This window comes from Croceibacter sp. (assembly GCF_002716225.1).
Classification (GTDB): domain Bacteria; phylum Bacteroidota; class Bacteroidia; order Flavobacteriales; family Flavobacteriaceae; genus Croceibacter; species Croceibacter atlanticus.
The window spans coordinates 1-15,137 of record NZ_PAZX01000007.1; the positions used below are offsets into that span (position 1 = coordinate 1).

Genomic DNA, 15,137 nt, shown 5'->3' on the forward strand with positions numbered 1-15,137 from the left:
ACACGTACAAATCCCTTAGGCACGGCATGTTTATACTCAAACCAAAAATCGAATAAATCTCCTAATAGGAAAATAGCTTCGGCATCTTTCTTAACCTCATCTAACCACGCAACAAATTTTAACTCTCTAGGTTTAGAAAGCTCATCTGTAGGCGCACCCAAATGGTTATCGCTAGAAAAATAGATGTATTTATCTTTAGGAAGCTTCATTCTTACATATTATCGCTTGCATACCACTCTGCAAAACTCGTTTCGGTTTCCTGAAGCTTTAGGGAATGTAGAGAAATATGCTCTGGTAATCTGGTTTTAATTTTTTCAGCAAAATCTGTTACCATCATTTCACTAGTAGGTTGATAATCTACTAAAAGTACATTGTGTCCTCTGTTGCTAAGTTCTTTTGCAAGATCCACGTGTGGTGTATTTTTGTTAAATACAGTAGCGTGATCATAAACATCTACAATTTCTTCTTTTACAATCTTTTTAAGGTCTCCAAAATCTATCACCATACCAAATTTTACGTGTGAGGTATCGCTTATAGGTGTTCCGATAACTGTAACGCTTAACTTATAGCTATGGCCATGCACATTTTTGCATTTACCATCGTAACCATAAAGTGCGTGACCGGTTTCAAAAGAGAATTGTTTTGTTATTCTTATGTGACTCATGACATTATTATAGGCTTCAAAGATACATATTTTAGAGCTCGTCATTTTTTTCAAATCATATGAAATCAAAATTTATATTTGCGCAAATTTTAAAGCGTGAGCACAACACAACTTTTTGAAGATATTACGTTTACAGAAAACGAAAGTTACGAGCGTATTATAAGTGACCTCATCACTAAAAAATACAGCATAGTAGATGATTTCTTTACTCCTGAAGAGGTTTCGACCTTAAGAGAATCTTTATTAATAAAGTATGAAGAAGATTCTTTTAAAAAATCTGCTATTGGCAATTATACCAATCAAGAAATAGACAAAACCATTAGAGGTGATTTTATTTTATGGATCGATGAGAAAAAGGAAGAGCCAACAGAGCAGTTGTTTTTTGCTAAAGTGGATAGCTTGGTATCTTATTTAAACAAAACTTGCTTCTTAGGAATACTAACAAAGGAGTTTCATTACGCTGTTTACCCTACTGGAACATTTTATAAAAGGCATTTAGATACTTTTCAAAATGATGATAGGAGAAAACTTTCTATGGTGTTTTATTTAAATGAAGATGGTTGGTTGCCAGAATTTGGTGGAGAACTCACACTGTATTTAGATGGAGGCGACAAAACTATATTACCGTTACCAGGACGCGTGGTTATTTTTGAAAGCCAAGTCATAGAACATGAGGTAAAACGTGTCATGGCTAATGAACGTTTGAGCATAACAGGTTGGCTTAAAACAAGATAAAAGCTTATCTGTTTTTTATTTTTTTATAAATAAATACGCCTACTAAAACTAGTCCTAATATTAAAAATAAACCTGCGCCACTTAAGAACTGTAAAATTTCCATTGTTTCTTTTTTTAGCAAATATACATGATAAAGCTGTGATTATTGAACTGCTGCTTTTGGTGCATATTGTTTTCTAAAGGCTATTATTAAGGCTCCAGCTCTAAACAACATCCACACTACAAAAGCTACCCAAATACTGTAGAGCTTATAGTCAAAATAATCTAATATAAATAAGGTTGGCACAAACCCTACAAAGGTAGAAATGAGTAAGACATTTCTTAGATATTTCATTTTACCTAATCCCTTAAAAATTCCATCGAAAATAAATGCGACGGCATTTAAAGGCTGCATAAGTGCTACTATCCAAAAAACTTCTTTGTAACGTTGTATAACCATAGGTTCTTTACTAAACAACAAACCTAGTGGTGTGTATAAAAGAAAGCCTATAACCACTAAAAATAGACCTACGGCCATACCATATGAAGAAACTTTTTTAGCTAGTTTTAGTAAGCCTTCATAATCTTTTGCACCAAGTAACCTTCCAGATAATATATTTCCCGCTGCCGCGTAACCATCAATAAAAAAAGCAGAGAAGAGCCAGATGTTTATGAGAATTGTTTGAGCTGCAATATAGTTTTTACCATAATCTGTAGCAAAAGCATTGGCTAAATATAAGGCAACGTTTAGCGCAATAGTTCTTACAAATAAGTTTAAAGCCATTCCTATTAGAGTATACAACTCTTTATGAATAGGGAATTTTAATCTAAGACTAATATTTGTTTTCTTTAGTAAAAGAAGTAATGCTAAAATGGCCATTACCGCTTGAGCTATAAGACTCGCATAAGCAGCTCCTTTTAAACCAAATTCTGCTATATAGCCATCAATACCATACACTAATATAAAATCTAAGCCTATGTTTAATACTGCTCCTATAATAGCAACTACCATTGGCCAGAAGGTGTTTTGTAATCCTCTAAAAATGCCAAACACAGCAAACGTAAAAAGTGTTAGGGGAAATCCCCAAACACGTATCTCATAATAGTCTACACAATACTTTAAAATAAGACCGTCTGCATTATAAAGACTAAATATATCTTGGATAAAGAAAACTGTGCTCCCTAATATAACAATGCTTAATAAGACATTAAAATATATAGCTTGTGCTGGTAACGTTGAAACCTCATCAAGTTTATTAGCGCCATAATATTGGGATATAATGGCTTGCAGAGCACTTCGTGTTTGCCCTAAAATCCATATTAAAGCGGATAAAAAAGAACCTACAATCCCAACTGCAGCTAAGGCTTCTGTAGCGTTAACATCAATATTTCCTACTACTGCCGCATCTGTTGCAGAAAGAATTGGTTCTGCAATACCTGTTAGCAATGCTGGTATTGCCAACTTGTTTATGTGCTTAAAAGAAATATTGAGTTTAGACATGGTTAAAAACTCTTACCAAATTTATTATCTATCAAATTTGGCAACTGTTGCGTACTGTAAATTTAGCATATCCATTTGTGTAAACAATAATGGAATGTTAAACAGCAATGGTCTTATAGATTTTGTTTTGTTTATACCTTCATGTGTGGTGATTGTATAACCAGCATCTTTATACATGGTTTTAATGCTCTTATTAGTAAAGAACCTTAAATGTGTTTTATCCATAATACCATGACCTTCGTACTGCCAATCTTTTTTTACAAGTAGTTTTATAAAAGCATTGTAATACCTCATATTGGGAATTGAGCTTATAACAACACCATTTGGTGCTAACTTGTGTTTTATTTGGTCTAAAACATCATAAGGATCTACAAGATGCTCAAGAACATCATTAAAATATATTACATCAAAGAAATTGTCTGGTAAATCTTTTATAAAAGATTCACAAGGTCCTGAAAATACGTTGTCTAAAACCTGTTCTGCTTGTTTAGCTTCTTCATCCATGTATTCAATACCCCAAACTTCAGCAGAATTTTTAGTTTTTATTGTTGCTGCAAAAGCACCGTTACCACAACCAACGTCTAATACTTTTTTAGCATTAGCTGGAAGATAGACCAGCATTTCTTGTCTCACATTATTATAATAGCCGTCTGGTTTATTGTTGTAATCCATATTTGTTTTTAGAGATGTTATTTTGAAGGGCACGAATTTAGACAAAAAAAGAGCATTACCACTAAAAGTATAGGAATGTACAAGTGAAAGGCAATAACTAAAGATGTTTTTTAGAAAATGTGTTACTTTGTACTAAATCCTAACAATGGTCTCTAATCTTAAATGTTCACTTATAACACCAACCTATAATTGGCCTGAAGCCTTAGAGCTTCTGTTGTTAAGTATTAAAAATCAAACACATTTACCTAATGAAGTAATCATAGGAGATGATGGCTCTACTCAAGACACCAAAAATCTTATAGAACGCATGCAGGCAGATTTTCCTGTGCCATTACACCATATTTGGCATGAGGATCTTAAAAACAGAAAGCCTGCAATTATGAACAAAGCTATTGCTAGCGCTAAATATGATTATATTATAGAAATAGATGGCGATATTATTATGCATAAAGATTTTGTGAAAGACCACTTATCTCTAGCTGAAAAAGGTCAGTTTTTATATGGCAGTAGAGTTAATATACAAGAAGACTATTTGCAGACTCTTTTCAAAGAGAAAAAAATAACATTTAATTATTTTTCGAAAGGCATAAAAAAAAGAGGCAGAACTTTAAGAATTCCTTTTTTAGCAAATTCTTATAAAAAAGAAGACTCGCGTTCTTCTAAATTAAGAGGTTGTAACATGTCTTTTTGGAGAGATGATTTTATTAAGGTTAATGGGTTTAATGAAGGTTTAACCGGTTGGGGAATAGATGATAGTGAAATGATACAACGCCTTATTAATATAGGTGTAAAAGGCAAGCGTCTTAAGTTTAAAGGTATTGTGTATCATATTTATCATAAGGAACAAGACAAAAGCCATATTGAGATTAATGAAATTATAGAACGCGAAACCACAGAAAAAAACCTAACCTATATTGAAAAAGGTGTAGACCAGTATCTTAAAAACGAATAAATGGTCGATATATCTATCATCATCATAAACTACAATTCTGAAGATTATACGGTTAACTGTATAAAATCATTGTTTGAGCATACCTCAACTACTTTAAAATGCCAATACATAATTGTAGATAACGGCTCTACTAAAAAAAGTTACCTACACGTTAAAAATTATATTGACTCTATTGCTAAAGAGCACCCTATAACATTAGTAAGAAGTAACATAAATACAGGTTTTGGTGGCGGAAATATGCTAGGTGTACAACACGCTAAAGGGCAATATTTAGCATTTGTAAATAATGATACTGTCTTAGAGAGTGATTGTCTAGTTGTGTTAAAGAAATTTATGGACATGCGTCCAGATGTTGGTGTTTGTGGTCCACAAGCTTTTACAGATGACAAAAAAATATTGCCTACTATAGATCATTTTGCATCTCCAGTAAGAGAAATATTTGGAAGAAGTTTCTTGGAAACCATACAGCCTAAAAAGTTCCCTAAACGAAAGCGTTTGTACAGCACTCCGCAACAAGGACAGTTTATAGCTGGAAGTTTTATGTTTTTTAGGGCGTCAGACTTTAATACAATTGGTGGTTTCGACACTAATATTTTCCTTTATTATGAAGAAACAGACACTTGTAGAAGACTAGCTAAATTAAATAAAAGCGCATACTTAGTTCCGGAAGCTTCTTTTATACATTATCACGGTGCAAGCACCGAAAAATCTGTGGCCATTAAAACCGAATTAAAGATTTCCCTATTATATGTGGTAAGAAAGCATCAAGGCTTAATTCCTTTTTATATTCTACTTACGTTTCTTCAAGTAAGGTACTTTATAAGTAGCCTTGTAAAACCTAAATATTGGAGTTTATTTTATACGTTGTTTTTACAAGCACCATTAACAAGGTCTCTTAAGCACAAACAACAAATTACACCTATCTATTAAACCTATGAATATTTTAATAGAATGCAGGTACGCAATTATCCCAACCAAAACTTATGGTGGCATAGAGCGTGTTATTTGGTGTTTAGGAAAAGAGTTGAGTAATTTAGGGCACCAAGTCTATTTCTTGGTTGATAAAACGTCTGCCTGTAACTTTGCTACAGTAATACCTTATGATGCATCTAAATCCATAGAAAGTCATATCCCAGAATTCATAGATGTTATTCACTTTAATAGAACACCAACATTTAAAGTTAAGAAACCCTATGTGGTCACTATACACACAAATCCTCCAGAAAGTGAGAATCTAAGTAAAAACACCATTTTTATATCTAAAAACCATGCGAAACGTTATGGCTCTGAAGCATTTGTATACAATGGGATAGACTGGAGTGACTATCCTAAGCCTAACTTAGAGAGTACTAGAAACGGATTTCATTTCTTAGGCAAAGCAGCTTGGAAGTTAAAAAATGTCTTTGGTGCTGCAAAGATTGCACTAGCAGCTAATGAAAAATTACATGTGCTTGGCGGAAAACGATTTACATTTAGAAACTTTAAAAGAGGTTTGGTATATATGTTAAGCCCTAAAGTGATATTTCACGGCATGGTTAATAACCAAAAGAAAATTGAAGTTGCAGAACGCTCTAAAGCCCTAGTTTTTCCTGTTATATGGAATGAACCTTTTGGCTTGGCAATTATTGAAAGCCTTTATGCTGGCTGTGCTGTGTTTGGTACTAAAGTAGGTGCATTAGAGGAATTAATCTCACCAGAAGTAGGTGTAACAAGCAACTCATATGAAGATTTAATTGCTGCTGCAAAATCCTTTAATTACAATCCTAAAGCTTGTCATGACTATGCTGTAAAAAACTTTAATGCCAAGGTAATGGCTCTTGGTTATATCGCTTATTACAATACAGTTTTAGCTGGAGACACTGTTAATCCTGAGCCACCAAAATTTGTTTCAGAATATAATACTGTTCCAAAAATTGTATAAAGACAAGTTTAAAACACTTAAAAAATACTCGTACTTTTACTTATATTTCTTTCAATAAAACATAATTATGAAAAACATACTCGTACCTATTGGCTCTTCAAAAAATGCAATTAGTAATTTACAATATGCTATAGATTTGGCGTCATTTATAGGTGATGTAAATGTGTATGTTATTTCTGTTTTTAAAGAATTTTCTAAAGCTGGAACAGGAACAAGGCTTAATAGGGTTATAGAAGACGACACCAAGAATAATCTTGAAGATGTTATAAATGCTGTGGACAAAAAAGACATTTCTGTTGTAGCGCATCCTTTAAAGGGCAATGTCGTTGAAGGTGTAGAGCGTTTTAACAAGCATATTCCTGTAGATTTAATGGTTATTGGCCCAAGAAGTAATTCTGTTAAAGAAGAAGTTTATTTAGGAAACACTTCTGGTAAACTTGTAAAACAAACCAACATACCAATTTTAGTAGTACCAGAAGGTTACACGTTTAAAAATGTAGACAGTATCTTAATGGCCTTTAAAAGCGGTACAATTAGTAAGAAAAAGGTCTTAAACCCATTAATGGAGCTTATTGAAGGTTTTGATGCTGAATTAAACTTATTACGAGTAATTACACCAGACGCTACAGAGGAAGATGCGAAGATTAATGACCGTCTTACAAAAATTAAGAACAGTATAGTTGAGACAGAAAATGCCACTACATTTCAAGGAGTACTAGAACACTTTCAAAGTCATAATCCAGATATGCTTTGTGTAGTGAGACGTAAACGCGGATTTTTCAAAAAGCTTTGGGAAAAGAACATTATCCTTAAAAAAGAGTTTTACTGCAATATCCCATTGTTAGTATTAAGCGGAAAATAAAATTTCAACATTTTTGGGGGATTAGCTCAGTTGGCTAGAGCGCTACGCTGGCAGCGTAGAGGCCATCGGTTCGAATCCGATATTCTCCACAAAAAAAAGCCGAAACTAATAATTTCGGCTTTTTTTGTATTCTTAAAGTAACTAACTATTTGTTATCTACTTTTTTTGTGTCTTCATCGTCGTCTTTGCTGGCATCTTTAAATTCTTTAATACCACTTCCTAAACCACGCATTAATTCTGGAATTTTACGACCTCCAAATAATAAAAGTACAACCACTACGATTAGTATAATCTGTGGTGCTCCAATTGCTAAAGATATAGATGCTAAAATCATTGTCATTATATTTATAGACTGCAAATTTACTAAGAAATTTGTTATCTCTTCTATTAATAGAATATAATTCAATAACCAAACGTTTTCTTAGTGGTAATATCGAAAATAGTATCTTTGTGAACCAGCAAAACGCTATGGCCAAGAAAGAAAAAAAACAACTTAAGAAAAGACTGCTTCATAAATACCGAATGGTTATTTTAAATGAAGACACTTTTGAAGAGCGCGTCTCTTTAAAGTTAACGCGTTTAAACGTGTTTATATTAGTTACACTAACATCTTTATTGCTTATTGCAGGTACAACAGTACTTATTGCTTTTACTCCTTTAAAAGAATATATTCCTGGTTATTCTTCTACAAGTTTAAAGCTAAAAGCTACAGAGCTTACTTATAAAACAGACTCGCTAGAAACAGCACTTGCCATTAATAATCAATATTACGAAAGCATTAAAAAGGTGCTTAGTGGCGATGTTAAGTCTACAGATATTGATAAAGATTCAATTTTAGAAGCAGCAAGAATAAGTATAGACTCTATTAACCTATCACCTTCTGAAGAAGATTTAAAGCTAAGAGAAAAGGTAGCTTTAGAAGACAAGTATAATGTCTTTGAAGAAACAAACCCTTCAAATTTAAATGTTACACTGTTTCCTCCAGTAAACGGTAGCATTTCCGAAGGTTATAATTTTAAAGAAAAACATTACGCTGTAGATGTTGTTGTTGCTAAAGATGCACCAATTAAAGCTGCAGCAGACGGTACCGTGATATTTGCAGAATGGACAGCAGAAACCGGCTATGTTATTATAATTGAACACGGCAATAGTTTAATAACCGTATACAAACACAACTCTGCATTACAAAAAGAACAAGGCTCTTTAGTAAGTACTGGCGAAGTTATAGCCACAGCAGGATCTACTGGAGAGTACACTACAGGACCACATTTACATTTTGAGATTTGGAGTAATGGATACCCATTAAATCCTTCAGATCTTATAGATTTCGAATAACCTATGTCATTAAAATCTTTTGCAGCAAAAGTCTTTGCTCATTATCACAGGAGAAAAATAGATCGTTGGGCAGCTAATCCTATTAAAACACAAGAGCGTGTTTTAAGGGAATTAATTAATGGTGCCAAAGACACCAAATTTGGTAAGGATCATAATTTTGTAATTATTAAAGACCATACAGATTTTGCTAAATATGTACCCGTAAGAGATTATGAAGATCTTAAGCCTTATGTAGAAGAAGCTGTAGCTGGAAAAGAGGATATCTTATGGAAAGGTAAACCTCTTTATTTTGCAAAAACCTCTGGTACCACAAGTGGATCAAAATATATTCCTTTAACCAAGGAGTCTATGCCTGGTCATATAAACGCTGCAAGAAATGCCATACTTTGTTATATAGCTGAAACAAACAATGCAGATTTTGTCGATGGAAAAATGATTTTTCTGCAAGGAAGTCCCGAGCTAAATGAGCAAAACGGTATTAAGTTGGGACGCCTATCTGGTATTGTAGCCCATTTTGTACCAAACTACCTTCAAAAAAACAGAATGCCAAGTTGGGAAACCAACTGTATAGAAGATTGGGAAACAAAGGTAGATGCTGTTGTAGAGGAAACCATTAATGAAGACATGACTGTTATTAGTGGTATTCCGCCTTGGGTGCAAATGTATTTTGAACGTTTAAAGGAAAAAAGCGGTAAGGATATAAAAGACCTTTTTAAAAACTTTAATCTTTTTATTTATGGCGGCGTTAACTATGAGCCATATAAACCCATTTTTGAAAAGTTAATTGGGAAGAAAGTAGATAGTATTGAACTTTATCCAGCATCTGAAGGCTTTTTTGCATTTCAGGACAAACAAGATGATAATGGCATGTTGCTTCAGCTAGATTCTGGCATATTCTATGAATTTATTGAAGCAGATAAATTTTTCGACAAAAACCCTAAACGCCTTACATTAAAAGACATTAAGTTAAATGTAAACTATGTTATGCTAATCTCTAGCAATGCAGGATTATGGGCTTATAATGTTGGAGATACTGTTCAGTTTACTTCACTTAAACCATTTAAAGTAATAGTCTCCGGACGCATAAAACATTTTATTTCTGCGTTTGGCGAACATGTGATTGCCAAAGAGGTTGAGGAAGCAATGAAAGACGCTTGTAGTTCTTACCAAGTCTCTATAAGTGAGTTTACTGTAGCACCTCAAATAGAACCAAAACAAGGACTACCCTATCACGAATGGTTTGTAGAGTTTGAAACAGAGCCAAAAGATATAGCTGCATTTTCAAGCAGAATAGACCAGGCTTTACAACAGCAAAATTCTTATTACAAAGATTTAATAGATGGAAAAATTCTTAAACCACTAGAGGTTTTTAAAGTAAAAAAGAATGGCTTTAAGGAATATATGAAAACTCAGGGCAAACTAGGCGGTCAAAACAAACTGCCAAGACTGTCTAACGACCGTAAAATAGCAAATAGCCTTTACGAATTGCAATCTTAAAAAAACTATCTTAGCATTATATAATGAGTAAGGAAACACAAAATAACAGAAGCAGAGCACAAGAAAGTACAAATGCTATAGAGCGAATGTATATAACGATGAGACATTTGTTTAATCGTGGATTTTATAAGCCTATGGGCGTTTCTGGAGAAACACTAAGAGAATCTCTACTAACATTACGACCAGAAATATATGGTACAATAGCAGAAGAAAAAGTGGAGCTCCAAGGTTTGCTTTATGTTATAGACAGGCTTCCTTTTGGTATTGAAGAATGTAGTTTTATAAACTTAACGAGTGATGAGGGTTACGGTGACTCTCACTTTAAGCCTATTATTCCTCCTAAAAGAAGACGTAACTGCTATCGTATAGATGATGAGCAGATGAATATTGAAATTACTAGAGGTCGCTCAGAAATTTACGATATCCTAACGCATCTTACTTTTTTATTTATGGAGTCTCATAAAATTATGCGTCGTGTTATAATAAATGAGAATGGTGATGTAACTAGAGATTGGAAAAAATTAGAAAAGGCTGTCCTTCAAAAAGAAGATCTTTCACAAGCAGAACGCGAGATAGCATTAACTCACACTGCTAATATTATAGGTAGGACATTTAAGGAGGTTTCAACAGTATATCCACAGTTTAACACTTCAGACTCTAACGACCGTTTTTTACATGTTATTTATTGGTTAGGAAAACTGGCTATTGAAGAGGTTATACACAATAACAAACGCCTAGTAACCTTTACACCAGTACTAAGAGAGCGTTTAGGACACCATATTCATGGAGAAATTTGGGCTACAAAAATAAAGGAAACGCTTTTAGAGCTAGGTTTACTTGAAAGACCACTACATATTATTAGCGCCAATATGCATAGTGTTATGAATACACTATACGCACCCACATCTTTAACTACAGAGCTTAAAAAAAAGAACATAGATGCTATTTATGAAGACTTAAGTAACTCTGCAAGTGGCAAGTTGCGTACTAAAGTTATGAAAACAGCGTTAGCAAATGGCATGACTTATTTAGAGGATAAAAGTGGTGCCAATATAAATGTTCAAATTTTTGATATTGCTAAATTAGATAAAAGTCTTGAGGCTAAAACAGCACCTGTAATTATGGTTATGGATTATGCCTTTGGTGAGCAAGCCTATGAGACTATGGATGAGCTTTTAAAACCCTACACTACAGAAAGTGGCACAACACTTATGAATGTGAAAAGTGTTTCAATAATGGGTAAAGCTGGGATTTTGCAAGGTGGCAAAGGAGACATTATGATTCCTAATGCACACTTGTTTGAAGGAACAGCAGATAATTATCCATTTGTAAACGAATTAAAAGTAGAAGATTTAGAAAATCAAGGCTTAGATGTATATGATGGTAGTATGATTACCGTTATGGGTACTTCATTGCAGAACAAGGATATTTTACGTTTCTTTCACCATTCTACCTGGAATGTTATAGGACTAGAAATGGAAGGTGCGCACTATCAAAAAGCAATACAAGCAGCATCAAGAATAAGAGGTAGCATTAAAGACGATGTAAAAGTAAGATACGCTTATTACGCAAGTGACAATCCTTTAGAAACAGGAAGCACGCTTGCTTCTGGAGGTTTAGGAACCACTGGTGTTAAACCAACATACCTGATAACTAAAAAAATATTAGAACAAATACTTAATTAAAGCACTATGAGTGAAGAGACTACTCAAAAAAAAGATAGCCAAGAAGAAATAAATATTATTGAGCTTTTTAAAGTTATCGGAAACGGATTTGGCAACCTTTTTAGATGGATAGGACGGTTAATTCATAACGTTTTTGTTCTATTTATTCTTATTCTAAGCTTTTTAAAAAAATATTTGATTTTTATAATTATTGCAGCCATCCTTGGATTTGTTGCAGAGCGTATTGCATCAAAGTATAAGTCTGAGGTTTATGAAGCTACTGCAGTTGTACAAACTAATTATGAAATCGAATTTCAATTAAGAGCAAGAATACAAGAATTTAATGAGCTAATAATCAATCAAGACTCCATTAAATTAGGCCGACTTTTAGAAATAGAACCATCTAAAGCTGCTAAATTAATTTCTTTTGAAATAGAGCCAATATATAGTATTAATAAATTAAGATTTGATTATTACGATTATATCTATGAGCAAGATTCTACTCTTCAAAAAAACTTCAGCTTCAATATGTATGAAGAAGAAATGCGATTTGAAGATTATGATAATTTTGAAATAAAAGCGCACTCTTCGGAAAACGAAAGTTTTAGCTTATTAAATAGTAAGCTTTGGGATTTTTCAGACTCACCTAACATAACAGATCGTAGAGATAGAGAGATGGATGTTCTTTTAAATAAAAAGAAACTATTAGAAAATTCTTTAAAGAGTATTGATTCAACTAGATCTGTATTAAGGCAAGTCTTAATTACAGAAGCAAATAAACCGCAAAATGGCGCCGGCACCAATATAGACCTAGGAGCTAAAGAAGCTTATAAAGAAACTCCTGAATTGTATTCATATGAAAAGGATTTAAGCTTAGAATTGGTGAGTACAATTCAAGATATTAATAAATCTAAAAATTTTGTAAATGTCATTAAGCGATTTCCGGAGTATGGTAGTCCATTTAGGATAATTAAAAGTTATTACCTCAGCATAGCTTTTATCCTATTAGCCATTCTTATAATATTAGGTATAAAATTATTTAAATATTTAGGAAGTGTAGAACAGAATGAAACTTGGAAATTCAAAAAGCTTTAATAGATAGTTATTTGAACAAGATGTTAATTTAAAATTTGAAATTTTGAGCCAAAAAATTGCTTTAATAACTGGAGTTACCGGACAAGATGGTGCCTATTTAAGTGAATTTCTTTTAAAAAAAGGTTATATAGTACACGGCATAAAACGAAGATCTTCATTATTTAATACAGATAGAATAGATCACTTATATCAAGATCCACACGTAGAAAATCAAAATTTCTTTTTACACTATGGTGATTTAACAGACAGCACAAATCTCATTAGGATTATACAAGAAGTAAAGCCGGATGAAATATACAATTTGGCGGCTATGAGCCATGTGCAGGTGTCTTTTGAGATGCCAGAATATACAGCTAATACAGACGGTTTAGGTGCGTTACGTCTCTTAGAAGCTATACGCATATTAGGAATGGAAAATAACGTTAAACTTTATCAAGCCTCAACATCTGAGCTTTATGGTAAAGTTCAAGAAGTTCCTCAATCCGAAAACACTCCTTTTTATCCTAGAAGTCCTTATGCTGTTGCAAAACTCTATGCATATTGGGCAACAGTAAATTATCGTGAAGCTTATAACATGTTTGCTTGTAATGGTATTTTATTTAATCACGAATCCCCTATAAGAGGCGAAACATTTGTTACAAGAAAAATAACTAGAGCTGCGTCTAAAATTGCACTTGGATTACAAGATAAAATGTATTTAGGAAATTTAGATGCTAAAAGAGATTGGGGGCACGCTAAGGATTATGTAAAAATGATGTGGATGATTTTACAAGCTGAAGAGCCCGAAGATTGGGTGATTGCTACTGGTAAAACTACATCTGTTCGTGATTTTGTTACAATGGCTTTTGATTATCTTGGAGTTACATTAAAGTTTGAAGGAAAAGGCATTAATGAAAAAGGTATTGTAACAGCTGTTTCAAAATCAGAATACAACATTTCTTTAGGACAAGAAGTAATTGGAATAGATGAAAAATATTTTAGGCCAACTGAAGTTGAGCTACTTATAGGCGATGCTTCTAAAGCATTTAAAAAACTAGGTTGGAAACCCGATCATAAATTAGAAGACCTTGTGTATGATATGATGAAAAGTGACCTAAACCTTATGAAAAAGGAAAGCTATCTTAAGAAAGGCGGTTATACAATTATGAATTATTTTGAATAAATATGTTGAAAGATGCTTTAATATTTGTTGCAGGACATAGAGGTTTAGTTGGCTCAGCTATTGTTAACGAGCTTAAGTCTAAAGGCTATCATAATATTATAACCAGAACACATAAAGAGTTAGACCTTACCAATCAAGTTGAAACAGAACATTTTTTTTCAGAGCATAAACCCGATTATGTTTTTTTAGCAGCAGCTAAAGTTGGTGGTATAGTAGCTAACAATACGTATAGAGGATCATTTATTTATGAAAACTTAATGATTCAAAATAATGTTATTCACCATAGTTATTTAAATAACGTTAAGAAGCTTCTATTTTTAGGAAGTACTTGCATTTACCCAAAAGAAAGCCAACAACCTATTAAAGAAAATTATCTTTTAAACTCACCTTTAGAGTACACAAATGAACCATATGCTATAGCTAAGATTGCAGGAATTAAGCTTTGTGAGAGTTATAATATTCAATATAATACAAACTATATATCTGTAATGCCTACAAATCTTTATGGGTATAACGATAATTTTGATTTAGAAAAATCTCACGTACTACCAGCATTACTTAGAAAAATACATTTAGGTAAAGCCTTAGAATTAGATGATTGGGAAATTATTAAAGAAGATTTAAATAAATTGCCTATTGGTGCTATTTCTGGCAAATCACCAAAGGAGGACATTCTTAAAGTATTAACCAGCTTTGGAATTACAAAAAAAGATAATGTTGTCTCTGTTGAAATTTGGGGAAGTGGTACACCTAGGAGAGAGTTTTTATGGAGTGAGGATATGGCTAAAGCTTGTGTCTTTATTATGCAGCAAGTTAATTTTAATGATTTAATAAAAGACAAAGGCTCTTTTATTAGAAATACCCACATTAATATTGGTACAGGAAAAGACATTTCTATTAAAGAATTAGCGTTTAGCATAAAAAAGCATTTAGGATTTAGAGGAGAATTTACCTTTAATACATCAAAACCAGACGGAACATTAAAAAAATTAACAGATGTTTCTAAACTTAATAAATTAGGTTGGTCTCACGACATTGAAACAGAAGAGGGTATTCAAAAATTATACAATTGGTATAAAGCTTCAAAGTAATTTAACT

At 32.9% G+C, this 15,137-nt stretch carries 15 protein-coding genes, 1 tRNA gene and 1 pseudogene; 12 read left to right on the forward strand and 5 right to left on the reverse strand.

All coding sequences use genetic code 11. The features are described from left to right. Both CL818_RS03770 and CL818_RS03775 read right to left on the reverse strand, forming a co-directional pair. A pseudogene (locus tag CL818_RS03770) lies at nucleotides 1-209 on the reverse strand (UDP-2,3-diacylglucosamine diphosphatase); the annotation flags it as partial. 2 nt (nucleotides 210-211) lie between these two features. Then, entirely contained in the window at nucleotides 212-664 is a 453-nt protein-coding gene (locus CL818_RS03775) for a 6-pyruvoyl trahydropterin synthase family protein (protein WP_013186334.1), read from the reverse strand. Between the two features lie 96 nt (nucleotides 665-760). Between CL818_RS03775 and CL818_RS03780 the strand changes: the two genes are divergently transcribed. Next, entirely contained in the window at nucleotides 761-1,399 is a 639-nt protein-coding gene (locus tag CL818_RS03780) for a 2OG-Fe(II) oxygenase (RefSeq protein ID WP_272972915.1), read from the forward strand. Between the two features lie 142 nt (nucleotides 1,400-1,541). Here CL818_RS03780 and CL818_RS03785 read toward each other — a convergent pair whose 3' ends face one another. Beyond that, nucleotides 1,542-2,879 carry an MATE family efflux transporter gene (locus CL818_RS03785; RefSeq protein ID WP_272972914.1) on the reverse strand — a complete coding sequence of 446 codons (1,338 nt, stop codon included), beginning with the start codon at nucleotides 2,877-2,879 and terminating at the stop codon, nucleotides 1,542-1,544. A 24-nt stretch (nucleotides 2,880-2,903) separates the two neighbouring features. Beyond that, a complete protein-coding gene (locus CL818_RS03790) occupies nucleotides 2,904-3,551 on the reverse strand; it encodes a class I SAM-dependent methyltransferase (RefSeq protein WP_272972913.1) in 648 nt (215 codons plus the stop codon). Between the two features lie 145 nt (nucleotides 3,552-3,696). On the opposite strand from CL818_RS03790, the gene CL818_RS03795 reads away from it, so the two are divergent. The 5 genes from CL818_RS03795 (at nucleotide 3,697) to CL818_RS03815 (ending at nucleotide 7,375) form a co-directional block, all read left to right on the forward strand. Further along, entirely contained in the window at nucleotides 3,697-4,503 is an 807-nt protein-coding gene (locus tag CL818_RS03795) for a glycosyltransferase family 2 protein (protein ID WP_013186339.1), read from the forward strand. Beyond that, nucleotides 4,504-5,433, forward strand: coding sequence for a glycosyltransferase family 2 protein (locus tag CL818_RS03800; protein ID WP_286971678.1), 930 nt, complete (start codon nucleotides 4,504-4,506; stop codon nucleotides 5,431-5,433). It begins immediately after the preceding gene. A 4-nt stretch (nucleotides 5,434-5,437) separates the two neighbouring features. Continuing rightward, complete coding sequence (locus CL818_RS03805; protein ID WP_272972911.1) at nucleotides 5,438-6,424, forward strand: glycosyltransferase; 987 nt, start codon at nucleotides 5,438-5,440, stop codon at nucleotides 6,422-6,424. A 67-nt stretch (nucleotides 6,425-6,491) separates the two neighbouring features. Then, nucleotides 6,492-7,286: a universal stress protein gene (locus tag CL818_RS03810; protein ID WP_013186342.1), complete on the forward strand. Its 795-nt coding sequence runs from the start codon at nucleotides 6,492-6,494 to the stop codon at nucleotides 7,284-7,286. 15 nt (nucleotides 7,287-7,301) lie between these two features. Next, nucleotides 7,302-7,375, forward strand: a tRNA-Ala gene (locus CL818_RS03815). Between the two features lie 56 nt (nucleotides 7,376-7,431). Here CL818_RS03815 and tatA read toward each other — a convergent pair. Continuing rightward, nucleotides 7,432-7,620: a twin-arginine translocase TatA/TatE family subunit gene (tatA, locus tag CL818_RS03820; RefSeq protein WP_041240875.1), complete on the reverse strand. Its 189-nt coding sequence runs from the start codon at nucleotides 7,618-7,620 to the stop codon at nucleotides 7,432-7,434. 134 nt (nucleotides 7,621-7,754) lie between these two features. Here tatA and CL818_RS03825 point away from each other — a divergent pair, with 134 nt between their 5' ends. Genes CL818_RS03825 through CL818_RS03850 form a run of 6 tightly spaced genes read left to right on the forward strand, consistent with a single transcriptional unit; the run spans nucleotide 7,755 to nucleotide 15,130 of the window. After that, nucleotides 7,755-8,621, forward strand: a complete 867-nt coding sequence (locus CL818_RS03825; RefSeq protein WP_041240876.1) for a M23 family metallopeptidase — start codon at nucleotides 7,755-7,757, stop codon at nucleotides 8,619-8,621. 3 nt (nucleotides 8,622-8,624) lie between these two features. Next, nucleotides 8,625-10,118 (forward strand): GH3 auxin-responsive promoter family protein, encoded by a 1,494-nt coding sequence (locus CL818_RS03830; RefSeq protein ID WP_272972910.1) that lies wholly within the window; start codon nucleotides 8,625-8,627, stop codon nucleotides 10,116-10,118. 23 nt (nucleotides 10,119-10,141) lie between these two features. Beyond that, nucleotides 10,142-11,803, forward strand: a complete 1,662-nt coding sequence (locus CL818_RS03835; protein WP_013186346.1) for a DUF6909 family protein — start codon at nucleotides 10,142-10,144, stop codon at nucleotides 11,801-11,803. A gap of 6 nt (nucleotides 11,804-11,809) precedes the next feature. Then, nucleotides 11,810-12,877, forward strand: a complete 1,068-nt coding sequence (locus tag CL818_RS03840; protein WP_272972909.1) for a hypothetical protein — start codon at nucleotides 11,810-11,812, stop codon at nucleotides 12,875-12,877. A 43-nt stretch (nucleotides 12,878-12,920) separates the two neighbouring features. Then, on the forward strand, nucleotides 12,921-14,039 hold the full coding sequence (gene gmd / locus CL818_RS03845; RefSeq protein ID WP_272972908.1) for a GDP-mannose 4,6-dehydratase: 1,119 nt from the start codon (nucleotides 12,921-12,923) through the stop codon (nucleotides 14,037-14,039). A 2-nt stretch (nucleotides 14,040-14,041) separates the two neighbouring features. Then, nucleotides 14,042-15,130, forward strand: a complete 1,089-nt coding sequence (locus CL818_RS03850; RefSeq protein WP_272972907.1) for a GDP-L-fucose synthase family protein — start codon at nucleotides 14,042-14,044, stop codon at nucleotides 15,128-15,130. Nucleotides 15,131-15,137 lie beyond the last annotated feature (7 nt).

What these genes read in the sequence shown, in the direction of transcription:
- CL818_RS03775 (WP_013186334.1), bottom strand. Translation starts at nt 664, where the DNA reads ATGAGTCACATAAGAATAACAAAACAATTCTCTTTTGAAACCGGTCAC.
- CL818_RS03785 (WP_272972914.1), bottom strand. Translation starts at nt 2,879, where the DNA reads ATGTCTAAACTCAATATTTCTTTTAAGCACATAAACAAGTTGGCAATA.
- CL818_RS03790 (WP_272972913.1), bottom strand. Translation starts at nt 3,551, where the DNA reads ATGGATTACAACAATAAACCAGACGGCTATTATAATAATGTGAGACAA.
- CL818_RS03795 (WP_013186339.1), top strand. Translation starts at nt 3,697, where the DNA reads ATGGTCTCTAATCTTAAATGTTCACTTATAACACCAACCTATAATTGG.
- CL818_RS03800 (WP_286971678.1), top strand. Translation starts at nt 4,504, where the DNA reads ATGGTCGATATATCTATCATCATCATAAACTACAATTCTGAAGATTAT.
- CL818_RS03805 (WP_272972911.1), top strand. Translation starts at nt 5,438, where the DNA reads ATGAATATTTTAATAGAATGCAGGTACGCAATTATCCCAACCAAAACT.
- CL818_RS03810 (WP_013186342.1), top strand. Translation starts at nt 6,492, where the DNA reads ATGAAAAACATACTCGTACCTATTGGCTCTTCAAAAAATGCAATTAGT.
- tatA (WP_041240875.1), bottom strand. Translation starts at nt 7,620, where the DNA reads ATGATTTTAGCATCTATATCTTTAGCAATTGGAGCACCACAGATTATA.
- CL818_RS03825 (WP_041240876.1), top strand. Translation starts at nt 7,755, where the DNA reads ATGGCCAAGAAAGAAAAAAAACAACTTAAGAAAAGACTGCTTCATAAA.
- CL818_RS03830 (WP_272972910.1), top strand. Translation starts at nt 8,625, where the DNA reads ATGTCATTAAAATCTTTTGCAGCAAAAGTCTTTGCTCATTATCACAGG.
- CL818_RS03835 (WP_013186346.1), top strand. Translation starts at nt 10,142, where the DNA reads ATGAGTAAGGAAACACAAAATAACAGAAGCAGAGCACAAGAAAGTACA.
- CL818_RS03840 (WP_272972909.1), top strand. Translation starts at nt 11,810, where the DNA reads ATGAGTGAAGAGACTACTCAAAAAAAAGATAGCCAAGAAGAAATAAAT.
- CL818_RS03850 (WP_272972907.1), top strand. Translation starts at nt 14,042, where the DNA reads ATGTTGAAAGATGCTTTAATATTTGTTGCAGGACATAGAGGTTTAGTT.